General features: G+C 34.8%; 12 protein-coding genes. 10 read left to right on the forward strand and 2 right to left on the reverse strand.

Going from position 1 to position 21,172, the window contains the following annotated elements; all coding sequences use genetic code 11:
* Positions 1 to 125 precede the first annotated feature (125 nt).
* From FS85_RS0109695 to FS85_RS0109745, 10 genes are all read left to right on the forward strand, one after another.
* A complete protein-coding gene (locus FS85_RS0109695; RefSeq protein WP_010136041.1) occupies positions 126 to 1,652 on the forward strand; it encodes a hypothetical protein in 1,527 nt (508 codons plus the stop codon).
* A 47-nt stretch (positions 1,653 to 1,699) separates the two neighbouring features.
* Positions 1,700 to 4,831, forward strand: coding sequence for a SusC/RagA family TonB-linked outer membrane protein (locus tag FS85_RS0109700; protein ID WP_033194683.1), 3,132 nt, complete (start codon positions 1,700 to 1,702; stop codon positions 4,829 to 4,831).
* A 28-nt stretch (positions 4,832 to 4,859) separates the two neighbouring features.
* Complete coding sequence (locus FS85_RS15450) at positions 4,860 to 6,584, forward strand: RagB/SusD family nutrient uptake outer membrane protein (RefSeq protein WP_010136043.1); 1,725 nt, start codon at positions 4,860 to 4,862, stop codon at positions 6,582 to 6,584.
* 170 nt (positions 6,585 to 6,754) lie between these two features.
* A complete protein-coding gene (locus FS85_RS0109710; protein ID WP_010136044.1) occupies positions 6,755 to 7,948 on the forward strand; it encodes a glycoside hydrolase family 88 protein in 1,194 nt (397 codons plus the stop codon).
* 3 nt (positions 7,949 to 7,951) lie between these two features.
* Complete coding sequence (locus FS85_RS0109715; RefSeq protein WP_010136045.1) at positions 7,952 to 9,511, forward strand: DUF4955 domain-containing protein; 1,560 nt, start codon at positions 7,952 to 7,954, stop codon at positions 9,509 to 9,511.
* A gap of 18 nt (positions 9,512 to 9,529) precedes the next feature.
* Complete coding sequence (locus tag FS85_RS0109720) at positions 9,530 to 11,092, forward strand: sulfatase family protein (RefSeq protein WP_010136046.1); 1,563 nt, start codon at positions 9,530 to 9,532, stop codon at positions 11,090 to 11,092.
* Between the two features lie 96 nt (positions 11,093 to 11,188).
* On the forward strand, positions 11,189 to 12,853 hold the full coding sequence (locus FS85_RS0109730) for a virulence factor (pectin lyase fold protein) (RefSeq protein ID WP_010136048.1): 1,665 nt from the start codon (positions 11,189 to 11,191) through the stop codon (positions 12,851 to 12,853).
* A gap of 21 nt (positions 12,854 to 12,874) precedes the next feature.
* Positions 12,875 to 16,006, forward strand: a complete 3,132-nt coding sequence (locus tag FS85_RS0109735; protein ID WP_010136049.1) for a chondroitinase family polysaccharide lyase — start codon at positions 12,875 to 12,877, stop codon at positions 16,004 to 16,006.
* Positions 16,007 to 16,173: 167 nt separating this feature from the next.
* Positions 16,174 to 17,151, forward strand: a complete 978-nt coding sequence (locus FS85_RS0109740) for a T9SS type A sorting domain-containing protein (RefSeq protein ID WP_010136050.1) — start codon at positions 16,174 to 16,176, stop codon at positions 17,149 to 17,151.
* 49 nt (positions 17,152 to 17,200) lie between these two features.
* Positions 17,201 to 18,643, forward strand: a complete 1,443-nt coding sequence (locus FS85_RS0109745) for a T9SS type A sorting domain-containing protein (protein WP_010136051.1) — start codon at positions 17,201 to 17,203, stop codon at positions 18,641 to 18,643.
* A gap of 755 nt (positions 18,644 to 19,398) precedes the next feature.
* On the opposite strand, the gene FS85_RS0109750 is transcribed toward FS85_RS0109745, so the two are convergent.
* Both FS85_RS0109750 and FS85_RS16810 read right to left on the reverse strand, forming a co-directional pair.
* Complete coding sequence (locus FS85_RS0109750; protein WP_010136052.1) at positions 19,399 to 20,460, reverse strand: serine hydrolase domain-containing protein; 1,062 nt, start codon at positions 20,458 to 20,460, stop codon at positions 19,399 to 19,401.
* Between the two features lie 132 nt (positions 20,461 to 20,592).
* On the reverse strand, positions 20,593 to 20,973 hold the full coding sequence (locus FS85_RS16810; RefSeq protein WP_202797930.1) for a helix-turn-helix domain-containing protein: 381 nt from the start codon (positions 20,971 to 20,973) through the stop codon (positions 20,593 to 20,595).
* Between the last annotated feature and the right edge of the window lie 199 nt (positions 20,974 to 21,172).

Here is a 21,172-nt window from a genome sequence, read left to right on the forward strand (position 1 = left end):
CCAGTAACAATGCAGTAAAAACAATACCCGAACAATATATCCCCCCCTAAAAACCAATTATCCCCTGTTGTAACATTTCCTCTTTTTTGAAATTGCGTTCATCGAACTAACAAATTTTAAAAATCATGAAAAACCAAGTTTTCACCTTATTTGGTATTACAACAATACTACTGTTTTTGGGTAGTTGTACAAAAGATACTTTTACAGAAAACTCAAACGATTCTCTATACAAAGCCCCCTCTGAATTGTCCTATTCAGAAATTTTAAACGCACGTGAGTTTTCATTTATCAAATCAGGAACTCCTATTGTAAACACCAACAACTTAATTCCTACTTACGAAATTGTAGGAGGAAGAAATGGAACTGGAGAAGTTTTAGATGCAAGTTACTTACAAGACGTAAGTATTGAGAACCCAATAGAAATTACTGCAAATTTAGACCCTGAAAATTATTATGTAAATGCTGCAGGAGACAGTGTAAAAACTTATACGGCTACCAACTATCAAACTGCAGGTGTTATTACTATTGCCAATGAAAACAAATTTGGAATTGGAGATTATTATTTTGATGTAAAAGTAAGCACGCAACATAAAGAAGACACTTACAGCTCTACTTTTAACAATGTTTTTCATTTAAACGTAGGTCCACAATTGGTAACCAACTTATTATTTTCACCTATCGCTCAAAATTTAGTAGTAGGAACAGGAAACACAAGTTCTACACCTTATTTAATTACTGGAAATACAGCCGTTACTTTTGATCTATTGTCTGATACTGATAAATTATCTATAGACAAGCAAACAGGGGTGATTTCTCTATTAGACGGTTATAGTACTGCAGAAAACGATACGCTATACCCTACTGTACAAGTAACAAGTACCATTAGCCAAGAGACCACCACTTTTCAAGGAGATAGTTTTTTAATGCTTGTTGCTTCAAATAGTCCCATAGACTTGCCTAAAAAGACCAATTATTTCTTTTATCCAACCTTAGAAGCAGAAAACAAAACTTTTGGATATGCTATTGATATGGTTGAGCAAGGATCTACAACGGCATGGGTACAAGCCAATCCGTCTCCTTTAGCAGCACAAGAAAGACCTGAGGGAATTGAAAGCAAATCTATCTGGATTAATGTGACTGTAGGAGATCGTTTAGCACACGAGTCTGATGTAATTATCAACACACAAGATTTAACACAATTTAGTTTAGGATTTGATCTTTCGGCAGTATTCCATATTAAAAACCAATATGTAGAATACATGCCTGATGGAAGAACTCCTACGGAACTAGAAGTTTATTATTCTGCAGATTACACAGGAAATAACACAACAGCTACGTGGACAAAAATTAACAATCAGGTTACCAGTCAAATTAATAGTTTAACAACAACTCCTTTTGTCGGATTGCCTTATCCTGGAGATCAAAAAATAGGTGGCGGTGATCCCGATGGACAAAAAGATGCTACTAAAAACGCAGATAACAAATGGACACGATGTGAGCTAGACTTAAACCCTTACAAAGACATTCAAAACTTTACTTTAAAATTCAAAGTAAAATCTAACTACACAGGTTCTTTAAATGACATTAGCACTGCTGCTAGACCTGGTAGGTATTACATTTCTGATGTTCACTTTAAAGCTTCAGAAGAATGATTGTAATCCCTAACCTACAAAAAATGAACCCACTAAAATTTATTCAAATGAAAAAAACTATAGGATTTCTGCTTTTCTTTTTATGTGTATCCGTTACATCATATGCACAAGTAATTAGCGGAAAAGTAACAGATACGGAAGGAACGCCCTTGGTAGGAGCTTCTGTAGTGATTAAAGGACAAAACAAAGGAACCATTACAGATTTTGATGGACTTTACAAACTAAAAGCCAAAAAAGGAGACAAACTAATATTCAGCTATTTGGGCTACGAGACCAAAGAAATAAAAATATTCAATAAAAAAACAATACAAGTAACCCTAGAAACCAAAGGAATGGGACTAGATGAAGTGGTTATTGTAGGATACGGTTCAGTAAAAAAGAGAGACCTAACTGGTGCTGTTGCCAAAGTAAGCCCCGAAGAAATAAGCAAAACCGCAACCACTAACTTTGATCAAGCATTGGCAGGTCGTATTTCTGGAGTTAATATTACCTCTTTAGACGGTACTCCTGGTGAAGCAGTTAATATTGTTATTAGAGGAGGAAATTCAATCACAGGAGACAACTCCCCTTTGTATGTTATTGACGGGGTTCCATTAGAAGATTTTGATCCAGGTTCTATTAGCACCAATGATATCGAAACTTTTGACATACTAAAAGATGCATCAGCAACAGCCATTTATGGATCTAGAGCAGCCAATGGAGTAATTCTTATCAACACCAAAAGCGGTAGGTCTGATGGAAAAACAGATGTAAGAATCAACGTTTCAAATAGCTATCAATGGATTCCTAACAGATTAGAAGTCTTAAGCCCTTATGAATACGTAAAATACCAGCAACAAATTGCCTATGCATTGGATGGATATTCACCTGGAGATCGCACCAAGTTCTTTGCACAAGATTGGGTAGATCCCGAATTGTATAGAAACGTAGCAGGAACAAGCTGGCAAGATGAAATATTTAGACTAGCAAAAACCAACAAGTACAATGCAAGCATAAGCGGTGGAGACAAAACTAGCTCCCTTTATTTTTCTACAGAATACATAGATCAAGAAGGAACTTTGCTTAACACAGGGTATAAAAAATTTGTAAACAATTTAAAATTTTCTAGAAAAATAAGCTCTAAAACAGAATTTAAAGGAAACCTAATGTATACCCATTTAAACCGAAGTGGAATGCGAGTTTCTGGAGATAAATACACTAGTGTAATCCGTGATGCCATTCAATTTAGACCTGTAGAACCAATTAACGATGATGGTTTGGAATTAGGAGGTTACGACCCTGCTGATATCAATCAAAGATTTTTGTTTAACCCTATAAAAAACTTAGAAAACACAGACAGACAAAGCAAATTTGATGTTGTTCGTGGTGGAGTATCTTTAAGACATAAATTCAAACCCAACTTCTACATCAATCTATCAGGTAACTATCAAATTGACACCCGAAAAGAAAGTTTGTTTTTTGGAAAAGATACCCAATCAGGAACTAGAGGAACCGATCATATTAACGGATCTATTACACAAAGAAGAAACCAAACCATCTCTTCTTCTAACACCATTACTTATAAAAAACACCTTGGAAAAAGTGACCTTACCTTTTTGGGAGGAATGGAAATGCAAGCCAGAAGTTATGAATACACATATTTAAAAAATTCAGAAATTCCTACAGACTTGTTTGGAATAGACAATTTAGGACTGGGGACCTCTCCTTCTATACCACAAACCTCTATATCTAAAAACACACTGCTATCTTACTTTACTCGTTTAAATTATTCTTTAAAAGACAAATATTTAGTAACCTTTACCTATAGAGCTGATGGATCTTCTAAGTTTAATGAAGAAAATCGTTGGGGTTACTTCCCTTCTTTTTCTACCGCTTGGAAGTTAAGCGAAGAAAAGTTCATCAAAAACATAACTGCCATTTCTTTTGCCAAAGTTAGAGCAGGTTGGGGAGTTACAGGAAACAATAGAGTTAGAGATTATCAGGCATACAACCAGCTAAACATTAATACAGGTAGTGGTTACGCTTGGGGAACAGGACAAAACTACGTTCCTGGAGCCTACCAAAGTAATTTAGGGGTGCCAGATTTAACGTGGGAAAGTACGGCACAAACAAATGTTGGGTTAGATTTTGGTTTGTTCCATCAAAAAATAGAAGCTACAGTAGATTATTATAACAAACAAACTAGTGATTTGTTACTAAATGCTGAAATGGCACCTCATACAGGTTTTGATAGGGTACAACAAAATGTAGGAAAAATAGAAAATAAAGGGTTTGAGTTTTCTGTTACGTCTCAAAACATCAATCGTAAAAAATTTCAATGGACCACCTCTTTTAACATTGCCTTTAACCGAAATAAAACGTTGGCATTAAATAGAGGACAAGAAGCCATTTATACAGATCCAGAGTGGAGTAATGGCTATGCAGAAAACCAATACATAACCAAAATCGGAGAACCTGTAGGAATGATGTATGGTTTACAATACGAAAGAATTTATCAATGGGAAGATTTTAATTGGGACAACAATTTACAAACCTATACTCTAAAAGAAGGCATTCCAGACAATGGTGCTTTGCCTGTAGCCCCAGGAAGTGTAATGTTTAAAGACATTGATGGCAACGGAACCATTAACAACGAAGACAGAGTTATTATTGGAAACCCACACCCTAAACATTTTGGAGGACTGTCTAACAACTTTAAAATAGGAAATTTTGACTTAAGTATTCTTTTTCAATGGTCTTATGGTTTTGATATCTTAAACGCCAACAAAGCTGTCTTTAATGTACCTGGTGCGGGTTCTCAAAACGGTTTTAAAGGACTTACAAACATCTGGACACCAACCAATACCAATACCGATGTAAATGCAGTTAGTTATTTATCCGTATTTGGTACCGCTCCTAAAGGAAATTTAATTGACGACAGGTATGTAGAAGATGGTTCTTATTTAAGATTAAACTCCATTTCATTAGGTTACAAAATTCCTAAAAAAATAACCAATGCTCTTCACCTTAAAAAAGCGCGTGTATATGTAACAGGTCAAAACTTATATACATGGACAGGTTACTCGGGTTACAACCCTGATGTTTCTGTAGGAAGATATGGTGCATTAACACCTAGCTTAGATTACTCAGCTTATCCGCAAAGTGTGACTGTTATGACGGGCCTAGACATTACATTTTAATTGCTTACCAACTCAAAAATATTTAAAAATGAAAATACATTTCTATAAACGAATCTGTTTCCTATTAGCCACCACCTTATTCATTGGTTGTAGTGACTTTTTAGAAGAACAACCCATATCTACCATTGGTGTAGATGAATTTTACAAAGATCAAACACAAGCAGAAATTGCCTTGTCTGGAATTTATTCTAAACTAGCTGATGATAGGGTTTATGGACAAGCACTTTCCATTATTATGTCTTCAGGAACAGACGAAGGTTATTACAACAGAAGATACAATGAAAACTGGACTGTTGGATTGTACAGACATACCTCTCAAGACAATTATATAAAAAATCTATGGGCTGCTTTGTATGATGTAATCAACCTCAGCAATACCTTTTTAGAAAAACTAGACCCAGCAGCTTTTGAAGAAGATCAATACAATGCACTGTTAGCTGAAGCTCGATTTTTAAGGGCACATGCCTATCAGCTATTAGTTGATTGGTGGGAAGAAGTTCCAATGCCTTTAACTCCTACCTTAGATCAATCCTCTAACAATTTGCCAGTGTCTAGCCTAGAAGAATTGTATGCTCAAATTATTAAAGATTATACGTACGCAAGTATGCATTTGCCTGCAGCCACAGACCCAAGCTATGTACCAGGACGAGCAAATAAATATGCTGCTCATGGTTTAATGGCTCGTGCATATTTAAAAATGGCTACTTATCCGATGAAAGATGTTACTAAATACGAACTAGCAAAAAAACACTGTGATACCATTATACAATCCGGAGTTCATGGTCTAAGTGCTTCACAATCTATAGTGGTAAATGATGGTAGTGACGACAAAATAGTGGTTACAGAAGACGGATATAGAAAACACTTTTTAAATTACATTCAGAATTCTTATGATGTGCATGAGTCTCTGTTTGAAATTTCATTCCGTTATTTAAGAGAATCTGGGATTGACACCCATGGAAGGCTAGGGACTTTAAATGGTGTTCCTTTTAACTTAGGAGGTGGAGATGATGGTTACCCAGGAGCTTTTGCCATGTACAACACAACTCCCCTACTACGTAACTCTTACATTGCCAACCATGATAGTATTCGTAAAATGTGGAACTTGGCAGAAATGACCTATTCAGGTTCAGGAAATGCATCTGCTGTTACCAATACCTTAGCTAGAGGTTATGCTCCTGGAAAATACAGACGTTGGGAACCATCTAATTACGAAGATTTGTTTACAGATCCAGAGCCAGGTACTGTAGAAGCTTATGTTGTTTTAGAAGACAACCCAAGCCCTAATAGAAATTTTTCAACGGTAAACTTTCCTGTGCTTCGTTATGCTGATGTTTTGTTAATGTATGCAGAAGCAGACAATGCTATTCATAGCGGTCCTACCGCCACTGCCATACAATATTTAGACGAGGTTAGAAACAGAGCTGGTTTGTTTCCCATCAACGTAGCCAAACCGAGTGCTGTAGCTGGTCAACAAGCCTTTTTTGAGGAATTGGTAGATGAACGTTTTCGTGAATTGTGCTTTGAAGCTTTAAGGAAACACGATTTGATTCGTTGGGAATTACTAGGAGAAAAACTAATGGATTTAAATGCTTCTATTGAAGGTAGTCCTGAATTTAGCAATACCAATGAAGACCACAAATCTTACTTAAGAGCAGGACAGTTTTTTAACCCTAGCAAGCATCTATCATTGCCATATCCATTACAAGAAGTCAACCTAAATCAACAACTAGAACAAAAAAACAATTGGTAATCTTAGCAGTTATTATTTCTAAGCTCTTAAACCTTAACAAAAAGAAACACGGTATTATTCCTCAAAAAAACACAACATTCATCCCCTAAAAACGATCATTCTACCCCTATTGGATCGTTGTAAAAAAAGGGTTCTTGCAATTGGAAAATAATACCCACAAATACACTTATATGAAAATTAAAAGAAAGATCATTTCAGCATCCATAGCGGTAGGGCTTTTGTTTGCTTGTCAGCCCCAAAAAGGAATTGACGTTTCTAAACAAGTACAATTGTCTGCACAACAAATGGCTTTGCTAGTTACAGACGCAAAAAAAGCAAACCGACTTCCTAGAACTTTGGAAGCTAACGGAGAAATGCATTTTACGCACGAAAACAAATTCGACTGGACGGAAGGTTTTTTTCCTGGTTCTTGTTGGTATCTATACGGACTAACACAAAATCCAACATGGAAAGAAAATGCTATTCAATTCCAAAATTTATTTAAAGAACACAAAGACATTACCACTAACCACGATTTAGGTTTTGTTTTTAATTGTTCTTACGGAAACGGATACAGAATGACCCATAATGAGGAATACAAACAAGTAATGATTGATGCTGCCAATGCTTTGATCACACGTTTCAATCCAAAGGTAGGCTGCATTAAAAGTTGGGATGTACACAGAGGTTGGCAAGCAGAAAGAGGTTGGAAATATCCTGTAATCATAGACAATATGATGAATCTAGAATTGCTTTTTGAAGTTTCGGAACTAACGGGAGATGAGACTTATAAAAATATTGCCATTTCACACGCAGACACCACATTAAAAAATCACTACAGAAAAGATAACAGTTCTTATCACGTAATAGATTATGATCCTGAAACGGGAGCTGTAAGGAACAGACATACCGCACAGGGTTTTTCTCATGAGAGTTCTTGGGCTCGTGGACAAGCCTGGGGATTGTATGGTTACACCCTTTGTTACCGATATACAAAAGATGAAAAGTATCTAGACATGGCTAAAAAAATTGCTCAATATATCTTATCCTTTCAAGGAACTCCAGAAGATGGAATTCCCTACTGGGATTACCATGCACCAAACATTCCTAATGAACCCAAAGACGTTTCTGCTGCTGCCGTAACTGTTTCTGCATTAATTGAGCTGAACCAATACACTAACAATGGCTATAAAACTTCTGTTGATAAAATGATGACATCTCTATCTAGCGATGCCTATTTTGCAAAACTAGGAGACAACAAACATTTTTTGTTAAAACATAGTACAGGTAGTATTCCACACAATAATGAGATTGATGTTCCTTTAAATTATGCAGACTATTACTATCTTGAAGCTTTGTATAGACTTCAAAATTTAAACAATTAAAACATGAACAAACGTCATTTTATCATAAAAACACTCACCTTTTGTACCCTTTCTTTGATTGCTCAAAAAAAAGAATCACAAGTATGGAACGATTATGTAAAGGCTTACAAAAACAATACAGAGACTGTACTACCTAATTTTTCTTATGCAGGATACAAATACAGTCAAGAAGCCATTCCAGATGTCAATCATAAAATATTTAATGTTTTAGATTTTGGAGCCGTTCCTAACGATAAAAAATCGGATAAAGAAGCTATTAAAAAAGCCATTGCTGCAGCCGAAAAAAACAAAAAAGGAATTGTTTTTTTTCCTAAAGGAACGTATTACATCAATACTGAAAGTGATGATATTAGCACTCTTTCTATCCATTCTTCCAACATTGTATTGCGTGGTGATGGAGCTAGTGAGAATGGAACTGTTTTGTTTTTTGAAAAAGATTTACCACCAAAGGATCCAAAAAAACTATACAGTTCCCCCAGTGCTTTAGAAGCCAAATCTAAAAAAGGAGACAAGCTACTAACCACTGTAATTGCCAATAGCAGAAGAGAAACACACAAGGTTACCGTACAGGATGCTTCCAAAATAAAAAAAGGAGATTGGGTAATTTTAAAAGTAGTAAACAATAGCAAAGATTTAATTGCATACGACACCCAACCTTTAGAGGTCCAAACCGAATGGTCAAAAATTGTAAACAAAGGGGTTCAGGTAAATGAGAGACATCAAGTAGCCGAAGTACATAAAAATGTAATCACTTTTGTAGAGCCAATTCACTACGATGTACAAGCCAAACACCATTGGGAGATTTACAAGTACGGACACCTTCAAAACATCGGTTTTGAAAACATTCGTTTTGAAGGAAATTGGACTCAAAAATTTGAGCATCACAGATCTGCTAAAGATGATGGTGGCTGGACTATTTTAAGCCTTTCTAGAACAGTAAATTCATGGATTAAGAACTGTACGTTTAAAAATGTAAGTCGTGCAGCTGGGTTTTCTCAATCGGCCTATTGTACTGCTATCAATATTGATGTTATAGGAAACATTGGCCATAATTCTGTTCATGCAGGAGGGGGCTCTACAGGAATTTTATTAGCAAACATAAACGACACCGCTGGTATGCATCATGCTGTTGGTGTGGGTGGTGGTAGCACAACAGGAACTGTTATTTGGAGGTGTAAATACCCTGCACACACTTCTTTCGAGTCTCATGCATCACAACCAAGATGTACTTTGTTTGACAATGTAGAAGGAGGTTTTTTTGCAGGTAGAGCTGGTGGAGCTAGACAAAGTTTACCCAACCACGGAAGGTATTTGGTTTTGTGGAATTATAAAGAAACAGACGAAGCTGAAAAAGACTTTCGTTTTGTAGCCAAAAATACTTGGTTCTGGAGAATTGTTCCTCCTATTATTGTAGGGTTCCATGGAGCAGGAACAACGTTTAAAGCTGATGAAGTTCAAATTGCAGAAAGTATAGGAACCCCTGTGCATCCCGAATCTTTGTTTGAAGAACAATTAAAACTGCGTTTAGGCAAACTGCCCAAATGGATGCAAGCATACAAATAATTACTAAAAAAACTTTAAATGAAAACAATCAAAAATACAATCTTAACTTTTTTCAGCCTTCTAAGCATTATTACTTGTGCACAACAAAAAGAAAAAAATAAGCATCAAAAAAAGCCCAATGTTTTAATTATTTTTCCTGATCAGCTAAGAAGGTACTCTGCAGGTTTTTGGAGAGAAGAACCTTATAAAAGTTTGGCTATCGGAAAAACTGATCCTGTAATTACTCCCAACATAGACAAATTGGCTAAAAACGGAGTTGTATTTACCAAAGCCATTAGTAATTTTCCGTTGTGTAGTCCGTACCGAGGAATGTTAATGTCGGGAATGTATCCTGAGCAAAATGGAATTTGGAACAATTGTAAAGTGGGGAGAGAACATAGTTTAAAAGATGATATTCCTACCATTCCCTCTTTGTTTTTAGAAGCAGGCTACAACACTGCATATATTGGGAAATGCCATTGGTTAAAAAACGATCCTTTGTTTGACGAGAAAGGAAATTATGTTGGAACCACCAAGGCTCCTGGCGGTCATTACGTTAACAAATACGACACCTATATTCCTAGTGACCAAAGACATGGAATAGAATATTTTTATCAAGCTTTAAAAGACGAACACTATAATCCTCATATCTATTCTAATGACCCAAGTGTTATTGAAGGTAAAAAAGATGGAGAATTGCATTTGCCTAAAATATTTTCTCCTAAAAACGAAGCCAACATTATCATTAACTATCTAAAAAATCAAAACAAACACAGAGATCCCTCAAAACCTTTTTGTATGATTTGGGCAATGAATCCTCCTCACAATCCTTGGGACGATAAAAACACAGATATGGAAGTGTTGCATAAAAACTACGACAAAGACAAGTTTCCTGAAATTAACGAGCAGTTAGTGGTTCGTAAAAATGCAGACAAAGAAGTTGCCAAATATGCCCGCCATTATTACGCAAACGTTACAAGTTCTGACCATTATATTGGTTTGGTCTTGGATGAGTTGGAAAAAAGCGGAGAATTGGACAATACCATTGTTATTTTTAGTTCAGATCATGGAGAAATGCTAGGAAGTCATGGAAAAACAGGAAAAAATGTGGTGCAACTAGAATCTTTAGCCATTCCTTTTATTGTACACTGGCCAAAAGGATTAAAACCTGGAATTCAAGATATTATTCTAAGTGCTCCTGATGTATTGCCAACTGCTATGGGATTGGCTGGAATTGAGCATCAAATCCCTACTAGTATCGAAGGAACCAACTTTGCTCCTATTCTAAAAGATGAAAAAACAAATCTAAAAAAGCCAAAAGCTGCTTTAATTATGCTAGGAAACTCAAGAGGAGTGCAAACAGACAGGTATACGTTTTGTGTAGAAGAAAACAAAAAACAATGGGATAAAAAAAAGGCAAAAAGTGTTAAACAAGTATTTTTCTACGACAACGAAAAAGACCCTTATCAGCTACACAAAATCACTATGAATGAAGATCCAAAAACATGCAAAAAAATGTTAGGAACACTTGCTACGTTGTTAGAAAAAACAAACGACCCTTGGTTTCAAACAAAAAAATATAGTGAGTTAATTCCCTATTAGCATTTGTTCCTAAAGAATTTCTCTCTTTTTAATTCCCTTATCTTTTGATGCTATATTATTTAGGTAAGGGAATTTGAATCCTCCATCTAGATTATTATGAAAAATAGCCCTCTTTACCTTGTCTGTTTTGTGTTGTTTTGGTCTTGTAAGCAAACAGAAAAACTTTGGGAACCTAACTTGCTAAAGGAGTTTAAACAAAAAGGAATTGCTTCTAAGCTCCCCGATTATTCCTACGCAGGTTATGCCTATGGCGAAAAACCAATTCCAAACATACAAAGCACCAGCTACAACGTAACCGATTTTGGAGCTGTTCCCAATGATGGCAAAGACGACACGCAAGCCATTAACACCACCATAGAAATTGCGGGTAAAAATGGTGGAGGAATAGTGTTTTTTCCTAAAGGAACATTCCATATCAACTTAGACACTACCCAAACCCAAATTGTACACATAAACTACAGCAATATTGTACTAAGAGGTTCTGGTTCAGATGATGAAGGCACCGTTATTTTTAGTGGTTCGTCCACACATCAATCCGAAGAGGACAGTCCTTGGTTGTCTCCTTTTGTGTTTCATTCTGGACTTAACTTACAAGATACCCATGGCTTTTATAATTTTAATGATTTAACAAGCACCTCGGCTATTACCCAAGAAATTGATGCAGGATCTAATACTATAACCGTAGCTTCTACAAAAGGATTACAACCCAAAGATGTAATTATAGTTGCCTTACAAAACACTACAGAAGATGGCAATTTAATGCAAGACTTAATGCATCCTTTAACTTTTGAACCTTTTCAGATAAATTATTTAAATGCAGGCAAACAAAGAGCCAAATCTTTTCAGTGGCCAGTAGAAATTGAAAAAATTCTTAACGAACACCAGATACTTTTAAAACAACCTACTAGAAGAAAAATTGAATTGAAATACAACCCTAGCATTGCTTTATTTCCTATGCTTAAAAATATTGGAATAGAACATTTTAAATTCAACTCTGCATGGGATGGAAACTACAAACACCATCAAAATAGAGAAATGGATTACGGTTGGGGAGCCATTAATTTGCACCGTGTTTCCCACGGATGGATTAGAGACATCCATATACACAACTACACACAAACCACCCATTTGGTGAACAGCAGAAATGTTACCATTCAAGACATACACATTACAGGAAAAGCAGGACATTATTCTCCTAAAATGTATCATTCTTCAGACAATTTGGTACAAAACATTCAGGTAGATGCTAACATGACTCATGGCCCTGGGTTAGAAGGTTGCTCTTTTGGGAACGTATATAAAAACATTTCTTACAAATATCCATCAACCATAGATTTGCACGGAATGGCCGATGCCGGATTTTGTCCCCCTATGTACAATTTGTTTGAAAACATTCAAAATATAGAAAAAATTGCAGGTGGTGGTGCCCCACAAAACATTCCACATTCTGGAGAATACAACACGTTTTGGAATGTAGAATTAAACGGTTGGAAAGATGGGAACTATAATGAATTATTTTCTAGTTGGATTTGGAGAGACCCTATAAAATTTAACAACCAAATGCACATAGATTGCCACAAACAATATTTAAGAAGTCATGTGGTAGGAGTACGCTCTACAAAAGAAAATCACCTATTAACAATAGAACATTTAGACAAAGACCGTTCAGACGAATGGATTTACGTAGAAGGTTTAAACTCTAAAAGACCAATGGTTCCTTTGTACGAAACTCAATTAAAGTTACGCTTAAATGCTGAATAAAAACTACTAAAACAATCTACAATGAAGACTTATTGTTTGATACTTGCTATGCTAATTTCTTTATTGGCACAGTCACAAGACCAATCATTTGAAGTTTCTACAATTCCTAGTAATTGGAATGCAGCAACTGGAAATTTGGCCATATCAACCCTACATTACAAACACAATAAAAAATGCTTGCAATGGGAGTGGAATGCCAATGATGTTTTGACTATTTCTAACTTACAAGACCATGGATTGATTCCGTCTGAAGTACTTGGATATTTTGAAAACATGTTTAGAATGTGGGTTTACAATACCAATGCTTTGCCCAATCAAAAATTAGAAATTGCGTTTTATGACAACACAGGAAGCAAACAATTTTACTATGATTTTTATGTAAACTTTACAGGTTGGAGAGCTGCATCGGCTAGTTACAAACACGAAATGTCTGGAAATAAAACATCTACCAACATTACCACCTTAAAAATAAAAGCTCCACATACAGGTAGCGGCATTTTCTTTTTTGATTACATCGATTATACTATGGGTAGAAACACCTATCGTTCACCTGATTATCAACTTCCTTACTTACAGGCAGACAACGGTCAACATTGGTCGGACATGATGTATTTTCAATCCCTTCCCAAAACCATCAATGTAAGCACACCTACACCTCAAGAAATCAACGATTTGATTCAAGTAAAAAATGCTTATCAGGCTGCAATACTTGGAAATCCACCAGGAACTACTGCAGTAAACAATGCTGTAAATGCCTACAATCATCAAAAAATAAAGTACGAAAATGGTATTGTTACAGGAAAACCACTTTTTGGAACCGATTTTTCTGATGCCAATTCTATTGCTGTTGTAGATGATTTTATTTACACCTTGGCCAGAGACTACAAACACAAAAACAACGCTAATAGTTTGACTTATTACGTAAATACCATTCGTTATCTTTTAGATCAGGGCTATGCTGATGGTAGTTGTTTAGAAACCTTGCATCATGTAGGTTACCGATGTAGGAATGTTATCAAATCTGTACATTTGATGAAAGAGGAATTGATTGCTGCCAATTTATGGACCCCTGCTCAAAAAATGGCTGAATGGTTAACGGCTATTGATATTATTTGGCATCCTACTGCCCACCACAGCAATATTGATGACGGACTGACAAGATCTGTAACGCTTTTAGGGGCTTGTCTTAACAAAGACTCAGATGCAGAGAAAGTTAGATATCTAAAAGGATTGCAACTATATTTTCACAATTGGTTGAGCCTTTATGCCAAAGAAGGAGAAGGTTTAAAGGTAGATTATACAGCTTTTCATCACAATGTCTACTATCCACAGTACGCTTTTGGTGCTTATAAAAATGTTGCAGAAGCTTTGCACTTACTTTCAGGAAGTATGTATGCAGTATCTGATGAAAAAAGAACTGTTTTTAAGAAAATACTTCAAGTAGCTCGTGTCAACATGAATCAAAATACATTTCCTAACGGATTGTCTGGTCGTTCTCCTATGAACCCTATTTCTATTACCACTGCTTACAAAAATTTAGGAATTTACCATCCTGTTGATACTGATTTGATAGGAGCTTATAATTACATTACAGGAGGAGATAATACCACCAACCAACACGCAATCGAAACACCACCCAACGGTTTTTGGCAAATCAACTTTGCCAATTTAGGAACTTACAGACAAGACGATTGGTTGGCGGGAATAAAAGGTTTTAACAAGTATTTTTGGGGAACCGAAATTTACGGATTGGACAACCGATATGGAAGATATCAAAGTTACGGCTCTGTAGAAATTATTTATAAAGACGGACAAGAAGCTTCTGGAACACACAAAAACGGATGGAATTGGAATCTAACCCCTGGAGCTACCACCATTGTTCTACCTTTTGATAATTTAAAAGCTTCTAAAAGTAGACAAGACGAAAAAACAGACTCTAATTTTGCTGCAGCTTTGCGTTTTGGAAAAAAAACGGAGTATTATATAGAAGAAAAACTAGAAGGAAACTATGGAATGTTTGGGATGGATTTTACACAAAAAGCGATCACCACTAGCCACAATCCAAGTTTTACTTTTAAAAAATCTGTTTTTGCTTTTGATGGAAAATTAATTTGTTTGGGATCTAACATTCACAATAATGATGGTACACATAAAACAGTAACTACGCTGTTTCAAAATCAGTTAAACAGTAAAAACGATGCCATTGTAGTTAACAACAATTCTATCACTAGTTTCCCCTATCAAACTACTTTAAACAATACCAATTCTCATTGGTTGTTGGATGCTTATGGTACTGGTTATTATGTAAAAAATAATCAGCAAATTAATATTAATAGACAAAACCAAACCTCTCCTAACGAAAACGGAAAAGGTGCAACTACTACAGGAAATTTTGCTTCGGCCTACATAGACCACGGAACGAATCCTAATAATCAGGGATATGAATATGTGATTGTTCCTAAAACAAACCCTTTGGAAATGATTGATTTGAACACCAAAATACAACATGCAAATACCGCTATTTATAATGTTGTTCAAAAAAATGAAACTGCACACATTGTTCACTACAACAATATGTATGGATATGCTTTGTTTAAAGCAGGAAATTACGGAATTGCAACTCCCCTACAATCTAACAGTGAACCTTGTTTGGTAATGACGGAACACGTTGGCTCACATTTAAATATGTCTGTGGTAAGCCCTCATTTAAATTTTGATGGAAACAACGGAAGTCAACCCGTAACCATTTCTCTTGTATTGAATGGAAACTGGGAATTAAAAAACTCCAATTCAGAAAACACAACGTTCACAAATCAAGATACAACAACTACAATTCACCTTAGTTGTAAAGATGGTTTACCCGTAGATATAGAGCTTGTAGAAACGACAACAGCCTCTGTACCTAAAGAAACTGAAAAAGACGAAAATCATGTTAAAGTATATCCAAACCCAAGTGATGATTTTATCAATATTGCTCTTAACCCCACACTAAAAGTAAAAGAAATTGCTGTGGTAAACATTCTTGGCAAAACTATGTATCGTCAAAAAAACACAACTCCAATTGCTGTCCATTTTTTAAATACAGGTATCTATTTCCTGATTGTAAGGACACAATCAGGAAAAACATTTAAAAGAAAAATTCAGATTTATTAATACCTCATCACCATAATTTATGGTTTTATCAAAAAACAACTACAAATACAGCATTAATCATACTTAGAGAACAATCTCCCCCTCCTAAAAGCACTTTATTCCCCCTATTTGTAAACATTACTATAAATAGTTTTACTGTTAACTAACCTATAAACTATAGATACATTATGAAAAAATTTACTTTGTTAATTGCTCTAATTCTGTTAAGTACGTTTACAACAAAAGCTCAAGAAACCATTCATTATTATGATGATTTTAGGTACGCAGGAAATTCTGGTTACACAGGTTTTGCTACTTATGATCCCAACAACAAAGGATTAGGAGCTTTTATTACAAGAGTTGATGGAGTTCCTAGCGATGAAAGTACAGAATTAGGTACTAGTGTTTTAGGGTACACAAGGCCTACAAATAACTTTGGTAGCAGAACAGATGTTAGACAACCCCGAAGCATTAAACTCTCAGGTAATGAAGCTGGCGAGAATTACGAAGGAGTTTCGTGGGCTGTAATGGATGCGTTTGACATCTCTGGTTTGTCTAACCTATTTGTTTCCTTTGCTTCTAGAAATCAATATCACGAAGGTGCGGACAACGATCCTTTTAAAGTGTTAATTGCTAAAAACTATACCGATGGAACGACTCCTGTAGAAGGAAGTGGTTCCGGAGAATTTGTTGATATTACTGCTGCCATAAAATCAGCAAATCCTAATTTTGGAAACGATGGAAACTGGACACTAACCACCTTAAATTTATCTACTTATATTGGAGATTCTGGCTCTGATAAATTCACTTTAGCTTTTCAGTTTGAGTTTCATAACGAAGGAGCTTTTAGCAGCACTAACAATCGAAATGGAAACTGGAGCATCAGTGATGTAAAGTTTTTTTCTGATGCATCTTTAGCAATAAATAGGTTAGATAAAGATTCATTTTCTATTTATCCCAACCCTGTTAGGGATCAAATTTACATTAACAACTTAAAAAACATCCAAATCAAAAGCATCGATCTTTTAGACATTCACAGCAAATCTGTTTATCAAAGTAAAAAAACCGCTATTATTGATATGAAAGCGTTTGCTAAAGGAATTTACATCCTAAAAATCACCTCTATGACCAATGCCATTTTAACTAAAAAAATAATTGTTCCATAATGAAGACCTTTTTAGATCAAAAAAAATTAATCACTTTAAAAAATAACAAATGAAAAAAACTTTTCTTCTTATTATGCTTCTATCTATTAGCAATTTATCATACTCTCAAAACCGAATTGGTGATGGAGGACGAACATTTGATTCTTCTAATACGGTGAATGTTAACATTGCTAATTTTCAGTCTAAAAGACAACGATGGGCCAACGCTGGAGTTATTAACGGTATTAGAAAAACGGGGGGCGGTTACGAACAAGTACTGCCTTTTTCAGACACTAGCTTAGATGCTTCGGCAGCAATACAAGCAGCTATAGATAAAGTGGTTACTGAAAGTGGTGGTGCTGGTGGCCTTGTTAGAATTAGACAAGGTACGTATACCATTAAAAACACGATTCACATGAAAAAAGGAGTGAGTGTTATTGGAGAAGGTGCTACCAATACTGTTTTAAGAGTTGAAGTGAACAGTGGTAGTGTGGTTTCGTTTAAAGACCTTAACAACTCTAATTCTCAAACTTCAGGTTTAAAAAACCTTCGATTTTGGGGTACCAAAGGAGATCCTAATGATGCTTTAATGAGCGATGCCAAACCTAGTTACAATGCAAAAACTGTAGAAATTGTTAGATCAAAAAATTGTTACATGGACAACGTACATATTCTAAACTCTGGAAACAGCCCTGTTTCTACTTGGTCAGGTAGTCATCACTCTTTTAGAGACTTATATATAGATGGTTGTTGGAACAAAGGTGGTGGAGGCCACTGTTACTTTGCAATTCAGAGTCCAGATTGTTTGGTTTACAGTTCTGAATTTAGAGGACTAAGACACTTTACTCTCCAAAGAGAATATTGCGAGTATAATGTTGTGTATGACAATACTATATATGGAGATGTAAATTTTCACAATGCTGATGAAGGAAACAATCTTATAGAAGCAAATACAATTACACTACCCTCTTACCTCAGTGGTTCTTCAGGAAGAAGATATGTTGTAATGGGCCCTTGGTCTACACAACACGCTCCATCTGCTAGAGACAATTATGTATATAACAACACTGTAACCAATAATGCTTTTAGCGGTACACCACGTTGTAATTTAGGGAATAAGATTTATAGAGGTGCCGATAAATATGAACCTAATATCACCTCTCGACCTCATGGAAATCCTTTTGTAAACACCACCAATATTGATTACAACAGGCTTATCTATTCTACCAAAGCAATTAGTAATTCTAATCAAATAGAAGCACCTGAAGTTGTTGGGTTAGATTTTCCAGAATTTACAACATCTAATAAAGCTTTTACTATTGGTGTACATAACAAGGCAGCAAATCCCTATGTAAGAATTGTTGACTTTTCTGGATACATCCTTTTAGAACAAGAATTGAATGCTGGTAAATCAAACACCATCAACACAGACTTTTTAAAAGCAGGTGTTTATATCATTTCTTTATCCTCTACAAACGGGACGATAACAAAAAAAATAGCTGTAAAACCGTAAGCAAAATACTGCACAACCTATAATTGTATGCAAATCAACAAAGAAATTATTCTAAGAACTGGTTGTATAAAGCCTAAACAGAAGCAAATGCTTATACGTTAGACATAAAAAACGAATGAGCTAGCTTTTGATTAATAACACTCTTTTTTATTCCTTTATAAAATAAGCGAATTAAAAAGGGTGTTTTTTTGTTGATGATAGGAGAAGTAATTCTGTTTTAGAATACGAAATTTTCTTTTATATAGAGAACTTTATTATAATTCGGAAAACTTTTCTGATTGTAACTTAAAAGTTTCTTTGATGTCTTTAGGTGTTAGTGATTTTGATACTATAAGCACGTATTGATTTCAGACAGTAGGTTTTAGTACAAACAACGGTTCAGGGTAAAAACCTTAACCGTTGTTGCTTATTTAATTTGCGGAGCGTTGCCATTTTTAGGTCACTGTTCCATTCTTTCTTGCTCTAAAATATAGAAGAAATGCCTTGACAACAAGTGTTGTTCCTAAAAAATTGGTTGTTATTTGTTGCTCTAATTGTTCCCCTGTAGCTCCCTTAAAAGCCCCATAAGTCCGTACGCAGCATTGTTTATCAATACATTTACCAAAGCTACCTTTTCTGATGCATTGAATAATAGCAAAATAAATTTGTTGGGTTCATATTCATTTGATTTTAGTATTGAAAAAAGGACGTTTGAGTTTGGTACCCAACCGTCCTAAGCGTTTTTAAAAGTATTAACTGCTAACTTGATCCGTAAATTATTTTAAAATCGTTTCATAAATTTTTTTCCACAATTCGTTTCTCATTTTTGAATTTTGTTGATTGATTAGAATAATTACACCCCAATCGTTCTTTCTATTGTAACAGATAATAGAAGACTGCCCCATAGTATCTCCTGATTTCAGGAAAAAAGTGTTGGTTTCATCAATATAAATATTAATTCCCAAACCTATTTTTCTGGGTCCTTTTTTTGCTTTGTAAAATATTTTTTCTGTCAAAATACTTGCCTTAGCAATATTGGAACTTTCATCTAATATTTCTTTTAAATACTTAATCATATCTGTAGCAGAAGATTTTATTAAACCAGCAGGAGCACTTGAACTCCATAGCATCAGGTTTTGCTTAACTCCATTAAAATTATAACCTGTTGCAATATTCTCGATATCAAATTCTTTGGTGTAAGTATTATCCATTTTGATGAGGTTGATTAACTTTTCTCGTACAATTTCATCATAGCTCTTTTTGTATATGTTTTCTAATATTTCGCCCAATAGTATAAATCCAATAGTATGGTAACGATATGTACCGTAATCAGACAAGGCACTACAATTATTAACAATATCAATAAAAGTTTGTCTGGTTACATTTTTCAATGGATTTTGAGGGTTTTTAGTGATTAACTTTTTCCAATCAAGATCGTCTAATCCTGATTGATGAGATGCTAAATCTGATATTGTTATTTTACGTTTCAGTTGTTCCTGCAAAACAAAATCTTTTGGTAGGTAATTTTCTATATAGTCGTTTAGTTTAATTTTTCCTTCATTTGCCGCTTGAGCTATTAAATTTCCTGTAATGACTTTTGTTATAGAAGCAATTTCAAAGACCGTATTTTTATCAACATCCACTGAACTTTCTTTGTTGATTTTACCGTAATTTATAAAATGCTCTTTACCATTATGTACATAACCAACGCTAATACTTACCTCGGGATGTTTTTTGTAATTCTCTTTTATTATTGCATCAATCTTTGTGGTTAAATTTTGTCCAAAAGAAAACGTACTAATTAATACTATTGCTAAAATGTTTAAATGTGTATTCATGTCTCTTGATATTAAATTATGAGACAAATTTGATGAAGCATTTAAATTTATGCGACCGACTAAAAAGATTCGAACGCATTTTTTGCTAGATGTTCGTTCGATTTTTTCCTGAAAACGACCGAATACTTACAACTATTTAATTATTAGATTTTTACGATACAAACTTGGTGTTGTTCCAGTTTCTTTTTTGAATGCAGTATTAAAAGAAGATTTAGAATTAAAGCCCGAATCGTACAAAATTTCTAGTATGGTACGCTTTTTTTGAGTTGTATCACTCAATAAATTCTTAGCATAATTTATCCTATAAGAATTCACAAAGTCATAAAAATGTTGGTTTAGTTTATGATTGATTAAAAGTGAAAGTTCTCTAACAGGGATTTCAATAGCATCAGAAACATTTTGGATTGTTAGAGAAGGATTAAGAAAAGGGCTATCCTTTTGCATATAGTTTTTTAGTTTCTTAATATCACCATCATCTTGTGGCACTTCTGTATTAAAATCCTCTAAAGGCAAGCTTTTTTTTATGGGTTGTAACGTAGAATCTAATTGTTTAAATAGCTCTGGATTATTTAAAGCCTTGTATAAATACCAACAAATTAGAAGAAACAAAAATACGTGGATCCCTATTTTAAAATAGTTTGAAATATCAGAAAATGGAGAGAATTTTAGAATGTTTTTTAGTAATGCTATAATGTATAAAAAAGACAATGTT

Origin of the sequence: Ochrovirga pacifica, from assembly GCF_000220525.1 — a bacterium.
GTDB classification, from domain to species: Bacteria; Bacteroidota; Bacteroidia; order Flavobacteriales; family Flavobacteriaceae; genus Ochrovirga; species Ochrovirga pacifica.

Excerpts from the sequence above, each read along its gene's own strand:
- FS85_RS0109695 (WP_010136041.1), top strand. The coding sequence starts at position 126 with ATGAAAAACCAAGTTTTCACCTTATTTGGTATTACAACAATACTACTG.
- FS85_RS0109700 (WP_033194683.1), top strand. The coding sequence starts at position 1,700 with ATGAAAAAAACTATAGGATTTCTGCTTTTCTTTTTATGTGTATCCGTT.
- FS85_RS15450 (WP_010136043.1), top strand. The coding sequence starts at position 4,860 with ATGAAAATACATTTCTATAAACGAATCTGTTTCCTATTAGCCACCACC.
- FS85_RS0109710 (WP_010136044.1), top strand. The coding sequence starts at position 6,755 with ATGAAAATTAAAAGAAAGATCATTTCAGCATCCATAGCGGTAGGGCTT.
- FS85_RS0109715 (WP_010136045.1), top strand. The coding sequence starts at position 7,952 with ATGAACAAACGTCATTTTATCATAAAAACACTCACCTTTTGTACCCTT.
- FS85_RS0109720 (WP_010136046.1), top strand. The coding sequence starts at position 9,530 with ATGAAAACAATCAAAAATACAATCTTAACTTTTTTCAGCCTTCTAAGC.
- FS85_RS0109730 (WP_010136048.1), top strand. The coding sequence starts at position 11,189 with ATGAAAAATAGCCCTCTTTACCTTGTCTGTTTTGTGTTGTTTTGGTCT.
- FS85_RS0109735 (WP_010136049.1), top strand. The coding sequence starts at position 12,875 with ATGAAGACTTATTGTTTGATACTTGCTATGCTAATTTCTTTATTGGCA.
- FS85_RS0109740 (WP_010136050.1), top strand. The coding sequence starts at position 16,174 with ATGAAAAAATTTACTTTGTTAATTGCTCTAATTCTGTTAAGTACGTTT.
- FS85_RS0109745 (WP_010136051.1), top strand. The coding sequence starts at position 17,201 with ATGAAAAAAACTTTTCTTCTTATTATGCTTCTATCTATTAGCAATTTA.
- FS85_RS0109750 (WP_010136052.1), bottom strand. The coding sequence starts at position 20,460 with ATGAATACACATTTAAACATTTTAGCAATAGTATTAATTAGTACGTTT.